Here is a 17,738-nt window from a genome sequence, read left to right as displayed (position 1 = left end):
AATAGTCAGGTGGGCCCGTCAGGCGGTGATGGCCTTCACATAGTCGGCTGCCACCTGATCCAGTTCCTCATCGGTGAGTCCGTTCACGCCGGAGACGATGAAGGGCTTCACCCACTTGGCCTGAATGTGGTCGACCATCGTTTCGAACGGGCTGAGCAGTTCGGCCATGGTGTGATGGTGACGACCTTCGGGCGTGTAGGTGTCGGCGGGGGAGCCGGTGGTGGTCACCACCTGGATCTCCTTGCCGGCGAGCGCATGGGCGTTGCCGTACGCCCAGTCGCTGGTGAGCACGGCGTCCTCCCACTGCTTGAGCAGTGCGGGGGCGGAGTACCAGTAAAACGGGAATTCGAGTACGAGTCGGTCCGCGGTTTCCACCAGTCGCTGTTCGTGCGTGCGATCCACTTGGAAATCGGGGTAGGCGGCGTATTCGTCCACCACGGTGATCTCGTCGGCGTGTCGGCGTGCCTCCTCGACCAGACGCTTATTGACGCGTGAGGCGTCATCGAGATGGGGATGGAACACCAGAACCAGAGTCGACATGGTAAGCCTTTCTTCTCGTAACGGTTTGACGACATGCACAGTCTATCGCTCTGTTGTCCGTCTTATCATCTGTCTGCCCCGTCGTCGTTGTGCGGCTCGGTTGTGCGGTTCATCCGGGGAACGAGTAGAGTCGTCGGCCGTTTCGATCGGTGATCGTGACCGACGGTGCGGGTGTCAGCGTCAGATCGACGGTGATCGCGTGGAGGCCGTCCGTCGAGATCGACCGGTAGCTGTAACGCGTGTTCTCCAATACCGTGTGTTCGGTGTGCGCGGCGATCAGCCAGGGGTGGCGTCGGCGCATTCCGATGAGATCCTGGTGGGCCCGATACATTGCGGAGCCGAGCGACGATAGTTGTGCGGGGAAGTCGGGGAATTCCGGTCGGATGTCGTCGTCTCCGCCCAGACACTCGCGTTTGATTCCGGTGTATCCCTGCTCGTCGCCGTAGTAGATGCTGGGAACGCCTCCCACGGTCATCAGCACGGCAAGAGCGAGCACCGCCATATCCGGCCCGATTTCGGAGGCGATTCGGGTCACGTCGTGGTTGCCGATGAAGGTCTGCGGGATGAACTGGTCGAGAAACCCGTTGTGCCGGTTCAGATTCCAGTCGAGTTCGAAGAAGTTGGCGGTCTGCATGCTGTGCCGGATCGATTTCCATAGCTCGTACTGGGTGACCGAGTCCATGGTGGAACCGGTCACGATCCCCGGATAGTCGCCGTGGATTACTTCGCCGAATATCCAAGTGCACGGATGCTTGTCCCGTACCTTCGGCAGCGTTTCGGCCCAGAACCCCACGGGTATGCTGTACGCCGCGTCGAGCCGCCATCCCGAGGCCCCGCGATCGAGCCAATGGGTCATCACGTCCGCCACATACCGCATGGTTTTCGGATTTCCGTGATCGAGATCGACCAGACCGTCATGCCCTTCGAACACGGCGAACGTCGGACGACCCTGATCGTCCCGTTCGGCATGGACCAGTCCTCGCCAGGGTTCGTCATCGGGACGGAGCGTGCCTTCGATCTCATGGATGGCGGCTCTCACAGCGGGATGATCCCTGCCCACATGGTTGAACACCCCGTCGAGAATCAGATGCATCCCCTTGCTGTCGCAGGCCTCCGCCAGACGGTCGAACGCCGCATCCCCGCCCAGCCGCACGTCCACATGCATATGGTCGAGCGTGTCGTAGCCATGCGTGGCGGATTCGAAGATCGGGCCGAGCAGCAGGCCGGAGACCCCCAGATCACGCGCATAGTCCAACCAGTCGATCAGCGAATCGAGACCGCGGCCACCGAATCGGCGCGGGCCGGAGGGGCGGATGTCCGCGCCGACGAAACCAAGCGGGTAGACATGCCACCAGATGCCGTGGCGCACCCATGACGGCAGGCCTTCGGCCGGAAGACCCGAACTTTCGGTGGCCGGATGACCGGCCTCGATCGGTGAGACGGATGATGCATCCATGACAGCCCCTCCCGTTCATGATCATCGTGATCGTTGCGGCAACTGATCGCCGGCAACTGGTCGCAGTTCAGTGCGCCGGCCCCTGATCCCATCCGGCGATCAGGAAGATTCGCGTGGGATTCGCCGGACGGACGATGCGATCGAACAGCTTTTCGAATCCGGACGTGTCTCCCCGGTAGGCGAGCCGTTTCGCGCTGCGATACTCGTCGGCCTGCACCGGGCCCCAGTCGAGATCCCATCCGGCATCATGGGCGAGCCGGGACGCGAATATGCGCAGCGTCATCGCGTTGCCCCGGCCGAACGGATGCAGATACCCCAGCTCATCGTAGAAATGAGCGAGACGACGGACGAAATCCGGCCTGTCAAGACATTTGAGATTCCGCTCGTCGGCAAGTTCGGCGGCGATGTTCGCGGCACCCGTCTCCAACAGGGAGGAGGGGAAGAACGCCTGGGAATTGCCCGCAAGATCGTCGATCGACGTGCCCTGCACCTCGCTGGCGGTATCACGTTCGCGCAACTGGCCGGCCCTGGGAAACACCCCCTCGAACAGAATCCGATGGATCTCGCGTAGCTCCTGCAGATCACCGGTGGGGCGTGCGGGACGCTCCGCGAGCAGAATGCTCCGCACGAACACCATATCCGCGGAGGTGTCCATCAGACCCTCTCCTTCGCCGGAGCACGCCGCTACGACATCATCGATGCGGATCCGCCCCGATTCGTATTCCCGGGCGAGCCCGATGGCATGATCGCCGATCATCATTGATTCAAGCGCGCAGTTCTTGGCGGCGAAGGCGACTGCGCTCATCCGTTCCGCTGGCAACATAGTTTCGATCATAGACGGTTCGCGGGCAGAACCGTGAACCGACGACGAAAAAGGCTCATGGTGTCGCGAGGGAACACCATGAGCCTTTGCGCGCATCGCCAGACCGTCCGGACGGAATGGACAGCCGACCGCCGATCCGGCCGCATGCCGGCCGCTATGCGGCCGTTACTTGGTCAGCAGTGGATCCAGCACGGCGCCGGCTTCCACCTTGTAGATCAGATACGTGTCGTCGAACGGCAGGTTGAACAGCTGACGCTTGGCGCCGAACTCCTCGCGCTCGCCGATGAAGTTGATGTCGGCGTCCTTGAACTCCGGGTGATCCTTGCCGATCAGCAGGGCCGCGTCGCCGACGTTCGAGGTGACGCCGACCAACGACTTGGCGCCGCTGGCCTTGTCCACGACCTTGACGACCAGAAACAGTTCCTCCTGAGATGCCATGACGGCTCTCCTTTCCTCTTTTTCCTTAGCCCGATGCCACGGGCGGAACGGATGCCGAAGCTGAACCCCGGCATATGATCAAACTCTTCTTACTTTACCGGGTGAGTGCAACAACGGGGCGTTGCCGCGCTCAGGAAGACATGACGATGGAAGGCATGACGATCGCAACCGCCCGCGCGGCCTCGACCGGGAGTCAGGCGAGTCCCGCGCGGATCTTCAGCGTCATCACCCGAGTCGCGGCCCGATCGACCTGCCGCGCGAATCCCGCATCCGACCGGGCCCGTTCGAGAAGCCCCTGCAGGATGGGCGTGACGTCGCCCTCATCGCCGATGCAGATCAGGTCGCCGCCGGCCGAGACGAACCGTACGCCCAGCTCCCTGACCGGTATGGTCCCAAGGGCTTCGGCGGACATGGAGTCCGAGGTCACCACGCCTTCGTATCCCAGCGTTTTCCGCAGGTATCCGTTCATGATCCTCGACGAGAACGCCGCGGGCGAGGAACCGTCGATGGCGGCATAGGTGGCCAACGACATCATCACCATGTCCGGTTTCGCGGCGATCGCACGTCGGAATCCCTCGATCGGATCGTCGGAGCCTCCGCGCAGCGTGGTGGAGGAATCCACGATGCCCTTCGCGGTGAAGTCGGTGTTGCCGGTCACACCGCCGAGGCCGGGGAAATGCTTGACGGCGGTCATGATCCCCGCGTCACGCATACCGTCCACGAAGGCGGCGGCATGGTCTCCGTTACCGGCCGGATTCAGCCCGAAGTCTCGGTTCAACGCTCCGATCGGCGCGTTGCCGGCTCTCGACGGCGTGGTCACGGTATCCGCCACGGGCGCCAGATCGACGTTCACGCCGGCCTGCGCGAGCTGTTCGCCCCAGGATCTTGCCGATCGACGCAGGGCGGGTCCGCTCATCCGCCCCTGCTCCACCGCACTGGGGATCTCGCTGAATCCTTGTCCGGACAGATGCTGCACCTGCCCTCCCTCCTGATCCGTGCAGATCAGCAGTCCGCGGTCCTTCGGTGCGTATCCCCGCAGCGTGGAGGTCGCATCGGCGGTGGCGGAAACGCCGTTCGACCAGTTGCCGATCAGCAGCACGGAACCGACGTGATCGCGGACGATCGTCTCGCGGAGGGTGGAGGGGGCGTTCCCCGAGAACAACGGCACCATCATCAGCTGTCCCGCCTTCTCCTCGACGCTCATGCCGGAGACGAGTCTGCCGGCCAGATATTCGGCGGAATCGGTACGGTCGCCGGAATCGCCGCCGGACTCGTCCGAGGCCTTCGCGCTTCCGGTGCCTGAGGGGGATTGGGAGGTCGTCGCGTTCTGTGAGGCTACGGGAGACCGTGAGGATCCGGTGTCAGACGACGATGCGGATCGCCCCGCGCATCCCGCGGTCGTCAGCATCATCGACATCGCGATGACGAATGCGATCGCGAACCGCGCCCGAGTTCTCGCATGGCGACCGTGGCCATACGAAGGCCTGTGCATCATGTGCATGTTCATGGTTTCCGTGATAGCACGGTTCCGCAAGGTCTTCCGCATTGCGCCGAAAGGCGTATCCCGCAGGCTGAAGGGAATCGGGGTGATACCCTTGTTGAGGATTCAGGGGAGTATGGAAAGGACGCAGGGCATCGGTTATGGCGTCATCACAGGATCGGAAGGATCATGACTCCGAAACCGCCTCCAAAAAGATGAGGACGGGACTTTCGCTGGTCGGATCGTTTCTCAGACTGTTCGACAAGCCCACCCGCATACTGTTCATTGCATGCGCGGTGGTGATCGCGGTGTCGCTGTGCGTGATTGTGCCGAAGGGTCCCGACGAGCTGATGTGGTCCGTTTCTGGGCCCGAGACGAACGCCTATGCCGCGTCCGGAGCCACATCCGATCCGAAGGCGGACGGGGCCGAGCGGATCCGACGGATCTCGAAGTCCGCGGTTCCGGCTCCCGCGGCGTTCGCATTCCGATCATGGCGGCAGGCGAGCGGAGGAACGCACATCGACCTTTCCAAGGTGCGTAATCTGCATATCCGCGTGTCGATCGCCGATCAGAAGGTCTACGTGATGAGTTCGAACGATGTCGTCTATACGATGATCTGCTCGACCGGCATGAGCGATTCCACCCCGCGCGGCGAGTTCACCGTGCAGAACCGCGGCGAGGACTTCTTCAACGAGTCCGAGAACATGGGCGCGAACTACTGGGTGTCGTGGGCCAACTACGGCGAATACCTGTTCCATTCGGTGCCCACCGATCGCGCGGGCCGATACATCGTTCCGGAGGCCGAGAAACTGGGCAGGCCCGCATCCCACGGCTGCGTGCGACTCACCGTGGCCGACGCCAGATGGCTGTACGAGCAGCTGCCGTCCGGCACCCACGTCACCATCGCGTGACCGCACCGCGATCCGAGCCACATCGATGTCCAAGCGGTCCAAGCGCTGCAAAGGCGTTGCGAACCGGGTGTTTCGCTCCGGGCTGATTCGATTGTGCCCCTGTTCCGCATTGCATTCGCAGCGGTTTCGTACCGTATCGCAAGGTGGTCATCAGGGTGTTCGGAGAATCACCGCGTATGAGCCTCCGCCGGGAGCGAGACCTCGTACTGTAGGCTGGAGGCATGTCTTTCTTCGATATATTCAGCATATTTCCCGACGGTGATCCGCGGGACCCCCGCAACAGGGGCGCTCGCGCCCACGGTACCGGCAATGATGACGATCCCGTGATCCTCAACGTGACCACCGACGGCGATGATCATGGCAGCGGGCCGAAGCCGTCCAACGGCAGTGGCCGCGTGCCTCCGAACTTCCCCCGCATTCCGAGAGCGGCCGCACAGGGCGGCGCCCCCATGGGAAGGGGCAACAAGATCTTCATCGGCCTCGTCGTGGCGCTGGTGATCGTGGCTGCCGTGATCTTCGGCCTGTCCAACTTCATCACCGAAGTCATGTGGTACGCCCAGCTCGGTTTCTCCAAGGTGATCTGGACCACGGTGGGCGTGCGCATCGGTCTGTGGGCCGCCTATGCGATCGTCGTGGCGCTGGTGGCCTATGTGGCCGCGATTCTCGCCATTCGCAAGAGGCCCGATTTCGCCGACGGCTCCAAGATCCGCATCAAGGACGGGGTGATGGAGATCGATTCCGGTGTGAGCTCCAAGATCGCACGTCGTGCCGCGCTGATCATCTCCCTGCTGGTCGGACTCGTGTTCGGATTCCAGTTCAACGCCAACTGGTCCGAGGTGCTGCTGCTGTTCAACAACCAGTCGTTCGGCACGAAGGATCCCCAGTTCGGCATCGATACCGGTTTCTACGTGTTCGTTCTGCCCGGCCTCAGGCTCGTCGTCGCGGCGCTGTTCACCCTGCTGGCCATGGGACTCGCGTTCTCCGTCATCACCCACTTCCTGATGGGAGGCATCCGACTCACCATGCCGGTGCGAGGCCGGTCTCTGTTCGACATGACCAAGCCAGCCCGCAGGCAGATCGCCGTATGGCTGATCCTGTTCTTCCTTATCTGGGCGGTACGCATCGGACTGGGCGTGTTCGCCACGCTCACCGAGACCGGCGACCGCATCACCGGCGCCGCATACTCTTCGGTGCACGCCACCATTCCCGTGACCTTCGCGATGGCCGTGCTCGTCGCCGTGCTGGGTCTCGTGCTTGGCGTGTGGATCATGACCAGCAAGGCCCTCGACTCCGGCACGCCGGCCTCGTCGGCGGCCGAGGCCCTGCGCGCATGGCGCACCCCGGTGGTCGCCGTCGCCGTGGTCGTGGTCGCCTCCATGCTGCTCACCATCATCTACCCGGCGCTGCTGCAGCGGTTCAAGGTCAATCCGAACGCCCAGGAGCTGGAATCCACCTACATCCAGCGCAACATCGACGCCACAACGGCCGCCTACGGTCTGGACAAGGTCAAGACTGAGGAGTATGACGCCACCACCGCGGCCAAGTCCGGCGCGCTGGAATCCGATGCCGAAACCACCGCGCAGATCCGTCTGCTCGACCCGCAGGTGGTCTCTCCCACGTTCAAGCAGCTGCAGCAGTCCAAGCAGTACTACACCTTCTCCGACACGCTCGCCGTCGACAAGTACGAGATCAACGGCGTCAGCCAGGATACGGTGATCGGCGTGCGCGACATCAACCTCGCCGGCAACGACAACCGCAACTGGGTGAACGACCATACGGTGTACACCCATGGCTACGGTGTGGTCGCGGCCTACGGCAACAAGGTGACCGCGGACGGCCAGCCGCAGTTCTTCGAGAAGGACATCCCCACCTCCGGGGCTCTTACCGACTCCCAGCACTACGAGCCTCGCATCTACTTCTCGCCGAACTCGCCCGACTACTCCATCGTCGGCGCGCCCGAGGGCACTGCGGCATGGGAGTTCGACTATCCGACCGGCTCCCAGGGCGCGACCAACACGTTCAACGGCGATGGCGGCCCGCGACTGGGCAACCTGTTCACCCGCATCCTCTACGCCATCCGCTTCGCATCAGACCAGATCCTGTTCTCCGACCGAGTCAACGGCGAATCGCAGATCCTCTACGACCGTGATCCGCAGACCCGCGTGAGCAAGGTCGCCCCGTATCTGACCCTGGACGGCCGCGTGTATCCCGCCGTGGTGGACGGAAGGGTGAAGTGGATCGTCGACGGCTACACCACGTCCGACGCCTACCCCTACTCGCAGAAGACCGACCTCGGATCGGCCACCACCGATTCCCTGACCGTCAGCTCCAACACGGTCAAGGGGCTGGGCAGCCAGGAGGCCAACTACATCCGCAATTCGGTGAAGGCCACCGTCGACGCCTACGACGGTTCCGTGGATCTCTACGCTTGGGATCCGAACGACCCGGTGCTCAAGGCGTGGCAGCAGATCTTCCCGAACCAGTACAAGCCGATCTCCGAGATCTCCGGTGATCTGATGAGCCACATGCGTTACCCCGAAAGCCTGTTCAAGGTGCAGCGTTCGCTGCTCGGTCAGTACCATGTGACCAAGGCGAACCAGTTCTTCTCGGGCGAGGACTTCTGGCAGACCCCGACCGACCCCACCGAGTCCAGCTCCCAGAAGGAGCAGGGCATCAAGCAGCCCCCGTACTATCTGACCATGCAGACCCCGGGAACCGAGGAGCCCACCTTCTCGCTCACCTCCTCGTACATCCCCGCAGGCTCGGTGACCCGAGAGATCCTCACCGGCTTCCTGTCGGTTGATTCCGACGCCGGCAGCGAAAAAGGCAAGATCGGTCCCAACTACGGCACGATACGGCTTCTGGAACTGCCCAAGAACACCAACGTGCCCGGTCCCGGTCAGGCACAGAACAACTTCAACGCCAACGCCGACGTGTCCAAGGAACTCAACCTTCTTGAATCCGGAAGCACCAACGTCGAGCGCGGCAACCTGCTCACCCTGCCGATCGGCGGCGGTCTGGTGTACGTGCAGCCGGTGTACGTGAAGTCCTCCGGCGCCACCAGCTATCCGCTGCTCAAGAAGGTTCTCGTGGCGTTCGGCGATCAGGTCGGATTCGCGGATACGCTCGACGAGGCGCTGGATCAGGTGTTCGGCGGTGATTCCGGCGCCTCCGCCGGAGATGCTGCCGACGGTTCGTCGCAGCAGGCCGGCGGCACCGGGGCGGCCGAGGATTCAGGAGAGTCGAAGGCCGACGGCAAGACGCAGTCATCCTCCGGTTCCGCGACGATGAGCCCGCAGCTGCAGCAGGCGCTCAAGGACGCCGGTCAGGCCATGAAGGATTCCGACACGGCCATGAAGAACGGCGACTGGACGGCATACGGTCAGGCGCAGAAGAAGCTGCAGGAAGCCATCAACAAGGCCATGACGCTCAACGGATCGAACTGATCTGCTGATCGGCTGATCGTTTCCGCTTCGTCGGCCATTCATGGCGATTAGGGGGCCGATGCCATTCCCGTAGACGGGAGGCATCGGCCCCTTCGTCGTTTCCGGCGTTCCCGTTGCTTTTCCGTCGTTGTTTCGTCGTCCGCCGCGAGGGCATTCCGTCGCGCGGTTTGGTATTACACTGTTCCCGTGCAGTTATTGAATGAAACGTATTCCACGGAACGGCATGAGGGACGGACCATCGTCATTCGCGACGCTCAGGACGATGATCTGCTCGACATCACGCGCATCTACAATATGGCGGTGGTGGTCGGAGGCAGCACCGCGGATCTCACCCCACGCAATCTGGACCAGCGACGCGAATGGGTGTACTCCCATAATCCCCGCGACCAGTACCCGGTGGTGGTCATCGAAATCGACGGCAAGGTGGCGGGCTTCGCATCGCTGTCGAAATACCATTCAAGAGCCGGATACTCCGAGATCACCGAGTTCAGCTACTACGTGGACAAGGCGTACGCCCGGCAGGGACTGGGCACGCGGCTGGTGCGATGGCTGCTCGACGCAGCCAAGCGCATCGGATTCCGAATCGCCGTATGCGTCGTATTCGCCGACAACGCCGGATCCACCGCATTGATGAACAAATTCGGGTTCGAACGATACGGATATCTGCCCCGGGCCTGTCGCAACGGCGAACGATTCCTTGACGTGGCCTACTGGTACAAGGAACTCGATTAGGCGGCTTCGTAGGCGGCCGACGCCATGCGAATGACATGGGAAAAGCCGTGGGAATGACATGGGAAGAAGAGAAGAACAGACTAAGGACGCAGGAAGGCAAGAAGAAGCGATGGCATCTGATTTCTGGCTGGTGACGGGACTCGGCAACCCCGGAGCGAAATATGAAGGCACGCGGCATAACATGGGATTCATGTGTGCCGATGTGCTCGCCGAACGGTGGTCGGTGTCGTTCTCCGACCACAAGGGTCTGGCGAAGCTCGGCAAGGGCGTGATGTCGCTCGGAGGGCGACGGGTGAAGTTCTTCCTCGCCAAACCCCTGACGTTCATGAACGCCTCGGGCAATGCGGTCGCCTCGATCAGCGCCTACTACGACATTCCGCCCGAGCATATCGTGGTGATCCACGACGACATGGACCTCGAATTCGGCCGGATCAAGGTCAAGGCCGGAGGATCTGCCGGCGGGCACAACGGCATCAAGTCCATCGACCGTTCGCTGGGCACGCCGAAGTACGCGCGAGTCAGGCTCGGCGTCGGTCATGCGCAGCGCGGAGCCCACGCGCACGACAACACCATCAACTGGGTGCTCGGCGGATTCTCCCCGGCACAGCGCAAGGACCTGCCCGTATTCCTCGCGGACGGCGCCGACGCGGCCGAAACGGTGATCTTCGACGGACTGGCCAAGGCTCAGGAGAAGTTCAATGGTCGATAGACGCAATCGCGGTGAGGAATCAGGCCTCGCGGAGGTGGCGGACACCACGATGAGGCGGATCCGTACCGCGCTCGAACGGGATCCCGCGTTCCGTTCGCTGCTGGACGGGACGGCGGAGCCCTCGTCGTCCGCACTGGAGCCGCAGCTTACCGTGGGTGCCGTCGAAGGCATCCGTCCGGCACTGGCCGCGGCGTTGGCGCTGCGCTGCGGCGAAAACCATGCCGAAACGCAGTCTGCGACGAACGACGACGGCATGGTGGTGCTCGTCGTGCCGTCGGGACGCGACGCCGAGGAGATCGCAGGCTCTCTGGAATCGTGGTATGACGCGAATCCTTCCGACATCGCAGTGCTGCGGGCATGGGAGACCCTGCCCCATGAGCGGCTCTCACCCCGCAGCGACACCGTGGCCAGCCGCATGGCCGTGTTCCGTCGTCTCGCGCATCCGAAGGCCGGCAGCGGAATGTTCGGGCCCATCCGTCTGCTGGTGATGCCCGTGCGGTCGCTGATCCAGCCGGTGGCGGCGGGTCTTGGCGATGTGGAGCCGCTGGTGTTCCGAACCGGTGAGGAGATCGAGCTTGACAAGGCCGTCGCCCGTCTCGTGGAAAGCGCCTATGCCCGTACCGAGCTGGTGATGGACCGCGGCGAATTCGCCGTACGAGGGGGCATTCTCGATGTGTTCCCGCCCACCGCGGCGCACCCGGTGCGCATCGAATTCTTCGGTGACGAGATCGATTCCATCAGGGAATTCCACGCTTCCGATCAGCGCACGTATGGCGATGGTCTCGAACGGATATGGGCCACCCCGTGCAGGGAGCTTCAATTCACCGAGGCGGTGCGCAGACGTGCCGGATCGCTGATCGGCAAGATCCCCAATGCCGACGACATGCTTGAATCCATCTCGCAGGCCATAGCCGTGGAGGGCATGGAATCGCTGATGCCGGCCTTGGTCGACGATCTGGTGTCCGTGGGATCGTTGCTGCCGAAGACGGCGAAGGTGCTGCTGTGCGATCCCGAACGACTGCGCAGAGCCGGGGAGGATCTGAACAAGACGGCGGATGAGTTCCTCGCCGCAAGCTGGCATGTCGCCGCATCCGGCCAGGGAGCCGGCGCGCCCATCAGCTTCGATGAGGCCAGTTTCCTCGACTATGACGAAGCCGTTCATGCGCTCGTCGCCTCCGGGAGAACCGTGTGGAACCTCACCTCGTTCGGCGTTGACGGCCAGCAGGAAGGCCGGGTGCAGCTTGGCGCAGTGGCGCCTGAGGAGTTCCGTGGTTCCGAACAGCGGGCTTCGCAAGGCATCGAAGGGCTGTTGGATCAGGGGCTTCGCGTCATCGTCACCGCGGCGGCGAAGGGTACGCTGTCCCGTTTGCGTCGTGTGCTGGAGACCGCCGGCGTGGTCGGCGTGCATTATGCGCTTTCCCGCGCGGTGGACGGCTTCGTAGACGTTCCGGCCTCGGTGGCGCTGCTCACCGAACGGGATCTGACGGGCAAGTCCGGCACGGCGGCTCAGTCTAAGACGCCGAAGCGTCGACGTCGGGCCATCGACCTGATGGAGCTGAAGGAAGGCGACTACATCGTCCACGAGCAGCACGGCATCGGCCGCTTCGTGACCATGCAGCAGCGCATGGTCGGCGCAGGCGCGGCGAAGTCGAAACGCGAGTATCTGGTGGTGGAGTATGCGCCCAGCAAGCGTGGCGCCCCGCCGGATCGGCTGTACATCCCCACGGATCAGCTCGACAAGGTGAGCAAGTACATCGGCGCCGACGTGCCGAAGCTCAACAAGCTCGGCGGCTCCGACTGGGCGGCCACCAAGGCCAAGGCACGCAAGCACGTCAAGGAGATCGCGCAGGATCTGGTCCGTCTGTATTCCGCCCGCCAGAGCGCCCGCGGATTCGCCTTCAGCCCGGACACCCCATGGCAGAAGGAGCTTGAGGACGCCTTCCCGTATCAGGAGACGGCCGATCAGCTCACCACCATCGACGAGGTGAAGGCCGACATGGAGAAGCCGGTGCCGATGGACAGGCTGATCTGCGGCGACGTGGGATTCGGCAAAACCGAGATCGCCGTGCGGGCCGCGTTCAAGGCCGTGCAGGATTCCAAGCAGGTGGCGGTGCTCGTGCCCACGACGCTGCTGGTGCAGCAGCATTACGAGACGTTCACCGAACGGTTCGAGGGATTCCCCGTCAATGTGGCGGCGATGAGCCGGTTCCAGACCACGAAGCAGATCAACGAGACCGTCAAGGCGCTGGCCGACGGTTCCGTGGATGTGGTGATCGGCACGCATAAGCTGTTGAATCCGAAGATCAAGTTCAAGGATCTCGGTCTGGTCATCATCGATGAGGAGCAGCGGTTCGGCGTGGAGCACAAGGAGACGCTCAAGGCGCTACGCACCAACGTCGACGTGCTTTCGCTTTCCGCGACGCCGATTCCGCGAACGCTGGAGATGGCGATCACCGGCATCCGCGAGATGAGCACGCTGGCCACCCCGCCCGAGGACCGCCTTCCCGTGCTCACCTATGTGGGAGCCTATGAGGACGCGCAGGTCACCGCGGCGATCCGCCGCGAGCTGCTGCGTGGAGGTCAGGTGTTCTACGTGCACAACCGTGTCTCCGGCATCGACGGACTCGCCGCGCATCTGAAGGAGTTGGTGCCCGAGGCGAACATCGGCGTGGCCCACGGCAAGATGGGGGAGAGGCAGCTCGATTCCGTGATTCGCGACTTCTGGCATCGTGACATCGATGTGCTGCTGTGCACCACGATCATCGAAACCGGTCTGGATATCTCCAATGCGAACACGCTGATCGTCGATCACGCCGACAAGTTCGGTCTCTCCCAGCTTCATCAGCTTCGAGGGCGCGTCGGCCGCGGAAGGGAACGCGCCTACGCCTATTTCCTGTACGATCCGACGAAGACCATGACCCAGACGGCGCATGACCGGCTGGCCACCATCGCACAGAACACGGCGCTGGGATCCGGATATGATGTGGCGATGAAGGATCTGGAGCTTCGCGGTACGGGCAATCTGCTCGGCGGCGAGCAGTCGGGTCATATCGAAGGGGTGGGGTTCGACCTGTATGTGCGCATGGTCTCCGAGGCCGTGGAACAGGTCAAGGAGCCGGAACGCTCGGCGGAACCGATCTCCGTTACCATCGATATTCCGGTGAACGCCTCGATTCCCGAAAGCTACATCGACTCCGACAAGCTGCGGTTGGAAGCGTACCGCAAGCTCGCCGCGGCGCGCGACGAGCATGATTTCACCGAGATTCGCGAGGAACTCACCGACCGATACGGCCGGCCTCCCGAACAGCTTGATCTGCTGTTCGACGTGGCGAGATTGAGGGCGCGCGCCCGTGGCATCGGGCTGAGCGAACTGGTGATGCAGGGGCGCAACCTCCGCGTCGGTAAATTCGATCCCCGTGAATCCGTGCAGATGCGCATCGCCAGAATCTACAAGGGTGTGCAGTACCGTCCTCTCACCCACCAGTATCTGATTCCCACGCCGTTCCAAGGGTCGATGGGTTCCGGTCCGATGAACGGCGAGGATGTGCTCGTCTGGGTCAATCAACTGCTCGACGATCTGACCTGGACGCCAAAACCGCGCAAGGATTCTGACAGATAGGATTCTGACAGATAGGATTCGGTGATGACTTCCGGAAGGGAGGATCGTCGCCATCGGCCGAACGAGTCCAGACCGATGGCGACACTGTTTGCATGGGCAACGTAGACAATGATCGAAGCGATATCGCAGGCGGAACAGGGAACGACTGGGCGAGCGGAACGGATGCCTCGGCGATCGTGATTCGGCGGGCCGAGGAGCGTGACATCCCCCGGATCGGCATCCTGCTCGGCCAGGTGCTGGACGTCCATCACCACGGGCGGCCGGACCTGTTCAGGGCGGACGCACGCAAGTACGACGACGATCAGCTTCGCGGGATCATCGTCGATGATTCCCGGCCGATCTTCGTGGCGGATCTCGAAGACAAACCGGTGGTCGGATATGCGTTCTGCATCTTCCAGCATCATCTGCACGACAGTATTCTCACCGACGTCACGACCTTGTACGTAGACGATCTGTGCGTGGACTCCGCCGTACGCGGGGAACATGTGGGATCGGCGTTGTACCGCCATGTGGTGGCGTTCGCCAGACGCAGCGGATGCCATAACGTCACGCTCAACGTATGGACGTGCAATCCGGGCGCCGTGGCGTTTTATGAACATATGGGACTTCGACCGTACAGAATCGGCATGGAGACCGTGCTGTAGGAGCGTGACGCCGGGTGGTCCCATTTCGGGTGTTCGCCAAGAAATTCAGCCGTTTTCCACCTGCAATTGGGCGACACGTTGATGGCGCGTTCGGGCAACGTCCATAAAACGCATTATTCTGTAGCTTGTCAGCACAACATTTGCAAAAGGAGTAGTTGTGGCAGCAATTGAAAGCGTGTACGCACGCCAGATTCTTGATTCCCGCGGCAACCCGACCGTTCAGGTCTACCTGGAGACCGAAGACGGCGCTTTGGGCAAGGGCCTGGTTCCTTCCGGCGCCTCCACCGGTGAGGCCGAAGCTTGGGAGCGTCGTGACGGCGACAAGTCCGTCTACGGCGGCAAGGGTGTTCTCGACGCCGTCAAGGCCGTCAACGAGATCATCGCCCCCAAGATCATCGGCATGGATGCTGCCGATCAGCGCGCTCTTGACGAGACCATGATCGAGCTCGACGGTACGCCGAACAAGGGTAAGCTGGGCGCCAACGCCATCCTGGGCGTTTCCCTCGCCGCTCTGTACGCCTCCGCCGAATCCGCCGATCTGCCGCTGTACCGTTACATCGGCGGCACCAACGGCCACATCCTGCCGGTTCCGAACATGAACATCATGAACGGTGGTGCTCACGCCGACTTCGCCACCGACATTCAGGAATACATGATCTCCCCCTACGGCTTCGACACCTACAGCGAGGCTCTGCGCGCCGGCGTCGAGGTCTACCACACCCTGAAGAACGTCCTGAAGAAGGAAGGCCTGAACACCGGCCTCGGTGATGAGGGTGGCTTCGCTCCGAAGATGAAGTCCAACAAGGACTCCCTGAAGTACATCGTCGACGCCATCTCCGCCGCCGGCTACGAGCCCGGCAAGCAGATCGGCATCTGCCTTGACGTCGCCTCCTCCGAGTTCTACAACAAGGAGACCGGCAAGTACCACTTCGAGGGTGCCGACCGCGACGCCGACTACCTGCTCGACTTCTACGAGCAGCTGATCGAGGAGTTCCCGATCGTCTCCATCGAGGATCCGTACCAGGAAGAAGGCTGGGAAGACTGGGCCAAGATCACCAAGCAGCTGGGCGACCGTCTGCAGTTCGTTGGTGACGATCTGCTCGTGACCAACCCGAAGCGTCTGCAGAAGGGCATCGACATGGGTGCCGCCAACTCCCTGCTCGTCAAGCTCAACCAGATCGGTTCCGTCACCGAGACCCTTGACGCCATCGAGCTGGCCACCAAGAACGGCTTCACCTCCATGGTTTCCCACCGTTCCGGCGAGACCGAGGACACCACCATCGCCGATCTGGCCGTCGCCAAGAACACCGGCCAGATCAAGACCGGTGCCCCGGCCCGTGGTGAGCGCGTTGCCAAGTACAACCGTCTGCTGGAGATCGAGGAGGAGCTCGGCTCCACCGCTCAGTACGCCGGCTACAGCGCCTTCAAGGCCTGCAAGAAGTACACCAAGTAAGGTGTTGAACTGACGAACCGTTCGGTTCCGTCGGTTTTGTGATACCCGTTGTGGTCGATAGGTCGGCTGCAACGGGTATTTTCATGTCTATGGGCAAAGCAGGTGAAACGAACAGCGGCGCCGGTCGTGGCGGAGTCAGGCCTTTCCGTTCTGCCGGAACTGGGCGGAATGGATCGCAATCCCGATCCGGGGGAAAAACCGGAGGCGCATCCGGGCAGCGTCCTTCCCAGCGATCGGGCGCGTCGTTCGCTCCGGTCACGTTCTTTCTCGCGTTGATCATCGTGGCGCTCGGTACGATACAACTGGTGTCCACCTTCCACACCTATGCGCTGAATCTCGTCGAACTCAATTCTCTGCGCAATCAGGAAGCCGCGTTGGTGGCCAAGAAAGCCAGTCTGGAAAACGACATCGCCCGTTGGGACGACAGCGCCTACGTCACCGCACAGGCTCGCGAACGTTTGGGGTTCGTGTTTCCGGGAGAGCGTTCGGTCAGAGTGCTGCATCCCGAGGCGGTCGGTGGCTCCTCCGGCAAAACCGAGAACCAGACGGATACCCCGGTGGAGAACAATCAGAACCTGCCATGGTATAAAGATATGCTGGCGTCATTCGAGAAGGCCGATGAGCAGGCGGCGGATGATCAGTCATCCGGAGCCGCCTCCGAGCAAAGCGGGCAGACCGGGGAAACAACGGACGGTCAGACGAACAACGGTCAGACGAGTACGACAGGCCGGTAAAGCGGCTGAATGGACAAACGGATGGAACGATCGAATCCTAAGGAAGGGGCAAACGCTATGAGCGGATATGCAGAGGCATCAGTCAATGATCAGACACTCGACCCCATGACGGCCTATGAGCTTACCGATGATGATCTCGCCCTGGTGGACGACATTCTTGACCGACGTCTATCGAAGGAGCTCGACCCCGCCGACGTGGAATCGGTGCAGCGGCAGCTTGGCAGATTTCCCCGAGGCATGGTGGCTGTCGGCGCAAGGTGCGTATGTGGTAATCCTCTTGCGGTGATCACCAGACCTTTGGTGGAGGGGCGCATCCCGTTCCCCACCACGTGCTATCTGACGGGAATCGAGGCGGTGAAGGCGGTGTCGCGTGTCGAGGCCGCGGGAGACATGGCGTCGTATACGGAACGGATTTCCGCCGATGAGGAGCTCGGCCGTGCCTACGTCCGCGCTCATGCCCTGTACTTAGAATTTCGGCATCGTCTGGCCGAACGGCTGGGTGACGACGAAAGTCATATTCGCGGTATCAGTGCGGGAGGCATGCCCGTGAGGGTGAAGTGTCTGCATGCTTTGGTCGGTCAGTCGCTGGTCATGGGCAGCGGTGTGAATCCCATCGGCGATGAGGTGCTCGACCGTATTGCGGATCGGTTCGATCCGAACGTATGCCGATGCTCCGTCAGGCCATCTTCCGGATCGGATACCGCCGAATGACGGATGGCTTGCGGATCATCCGATGATCTGCGAATGACATGA

Annotated in this window: 14 protein-coding genes; 9 read left to right on the top strand and 5 right to left on the bottom strand. The window is 62.3% G+C overall.

Annotated features, from left to right (window positions below):
- Positions 1-18: 18 nt before the first annotated feature.
- The 5 genes from Uis1B_RS07125 to Uis1B_RS07105 all read right to left on the bottom strand — a co-directional run bounded on the left by Uis1B_RS07125 (position 19) and on the right by Uis1B_RS07105 (position 4,749).
- Positions 19-540 (bottom strand): NAD(P)H-dependent oxidoreductase, encoded by a 522-nt coding sequence (locus Uis1B_RS07125; protein WP_101616900.1) that lies wholly within the window; start codon positions 538-540, stop codon positions 19-21.
- 109 nt (positions 541-649) lie between these two features.
- Positions 650-1,921, bottom strand: coding sequence for an alpha-amylase family protein (locus Uis1B_RS07120; RefSeq protein WP_243390306.1), 1,272 nt, complete (start codon positions 1,919-1,921; stop codon positions 650-652).
- Between the two features lie 142 nt (positions 1,922-2,063).
- Positions 2,064-2,801 carry a Fic/DOC family protein gene (locus Uis1B_RS07115; RefSeq protein ID WP_243390300.1) on the bottom strand — a complete coding sequence of 246 codons (738 nt, stop codon included), beginning with the start codon at positions 2,799-2,801 and terminating at the stop codon, positions 2,064-2,066.
- 183 nt (positions 2,802-2,984) lie between these two features.
- Positions 2,985-3,257, bottom strand: a complete 273-nt coding sequence (locus Uis1B_RS07110; RefSeq protein WP_101616896.1) for a hypothetical protein — start codon at positions 3,255-3,257, stop codon at positions 2,985-2,987.
- A 193-nt stretch (positions 3,258-3,450) separates the two neighbouring features.
- Positions 3,451-4,749 carry a glycoside hydrolase family 3 protein gene (locus Uis1B_RS07105; RefSeq protein ID WP_207763394.1) on the bottom strand — a complete coding sequence of 433 codons (1,299 nt, stop codon included), beginning with the start codon at positions 4,747-4,749 and terminating at the stop codon, positions 3,451-3,453.
- A 149-nt stretch (positions 4,750-4,898) separates the two neighbouring features.
- Here Uis1B_RS07105 and Uis1B_RS07100 point away from each other — a divergent pair, with 149 nt between their 5' ends.
- The 9 genes from Uis1B_RS07100 (at position 4,899) to Uis1B_RS07060 (ending at position 17,696) form a co-directional block, all read left to right on the top strand.
- Entirely contained in the window at positions 4,899-5,648 is a 750-nt protein-coding gene (locus Uis1B_RS07100; protein ID WP_243390298.1) for a L,D-transpeptidase, read from the top strand.
- 221 nt (positions 5,649-5,869) lie between these two features.
- The gene (locus Uis1B_RS07095; protein WP_101616894.1) at positions 5,870-9,094 is read left to right on the top strand and encodes a UPF0182 family membrane protein; all 3,225 of its coding nucleotides are present in this window, start codon (positions 5,870-5,872) and stop codon (positions 9,092-9,094) included.
- Between the two features lie 186 nt (positions 9,095-9,280).
- Complete coding sequence (locus tag Uis1B_RS07090; protein ID WP_243390297.1) at positions 9,281-9,826, top strand: GNAT family N-acetyltransferase; 546 nt, start codon at positions 9,281-9,283, stop codon at positions 9,824-9,826.
- Positions 9,827-9,935: 109 nt separating this feature from the next.
- A complete protein-coding gene (gene pth, locus Uis1B_RS07085; RefSeq protein ID WP_101616892.1) occupies positions 9,936-10,535 on the top strand; it encodes an aminoacyl-tRNA hydrolase in 600 nt (199 codons plus the stop codon).
- A 49-nt stretch (positions 10,536-10,584) separates the two neighbouring features.
- Positions 10,585-14,154 (top strand): transcription-repair coupling factor, encoded by a 3,570-nt coding sequence (mfd, locus tag Uis1B_RS07080; protein WP_101616959.1) that lies wholly within the window; start codon positions 10,585-10,587, stop codon positions 14,152-14,154.
- Positions 14,155-14,246: 92 nt separating this feature from the next.
- Complete coding sequence (locus Uis1B_RS07075) at positions 14,247-14,798, top strand: GNAT family N-acetyltransferase (RefSeq protein WP_101616890.1); 552 nt, start codon at positions 14,247-14,249, stop codon at positions 14,796-14,798.
- Between the two features lie 157 nt (positions 14,799-14,955).
- Positions 14,956-16,251, top strand: a complete 1,296-nt coding sequence (gene eno / locus Uis1B_RS07070) for a phosphopyruvate hydratase (protein WP_101616888.1) — start codon at positions 14,956-14,958, stop codon at positions 16,249-16,251.
- Between the two features lie 83 nt (positions 16,252-16,334).
- A complete protein-coding gene (locus tag Uis1B_RS07065) occupies positions 16,335-16,985 on the top strand; it encodes an FtsB family cell division protein (protein WP_243390296.1) in 651 nt (216 codons plus the stop codon).
- Between the two features lie 57 nt (positions 16,986-17,042).
- Entirely contained in the window at positions 17,043-17,696 is a 654-nt protein-coding gene (locus Uis1B_RS07060; RefSeq protein WP_423734872.1) for a DUF501 domain-containing protein, read from the top strand.
- Positions 17,697-17,738: the final 42 nt, after the last annotated feature.

The organism is Bifidobacterium margollesii, from assembly GCF_002860355.1.
In the GTDB taxonomy this organism is placed as follows: domain Bacteria; phylum Actinomycetota; class Actinomycetes; order Actinomycetales; family Bifidobacteriaceae; genus Galliscardovia; species Galliscardovia margollesii.
The sequence above is the reverse complement of the archived record's forward strand: the minus strand, read 5'-3'. Positions and strand labels throughout refer to the sequence as shown.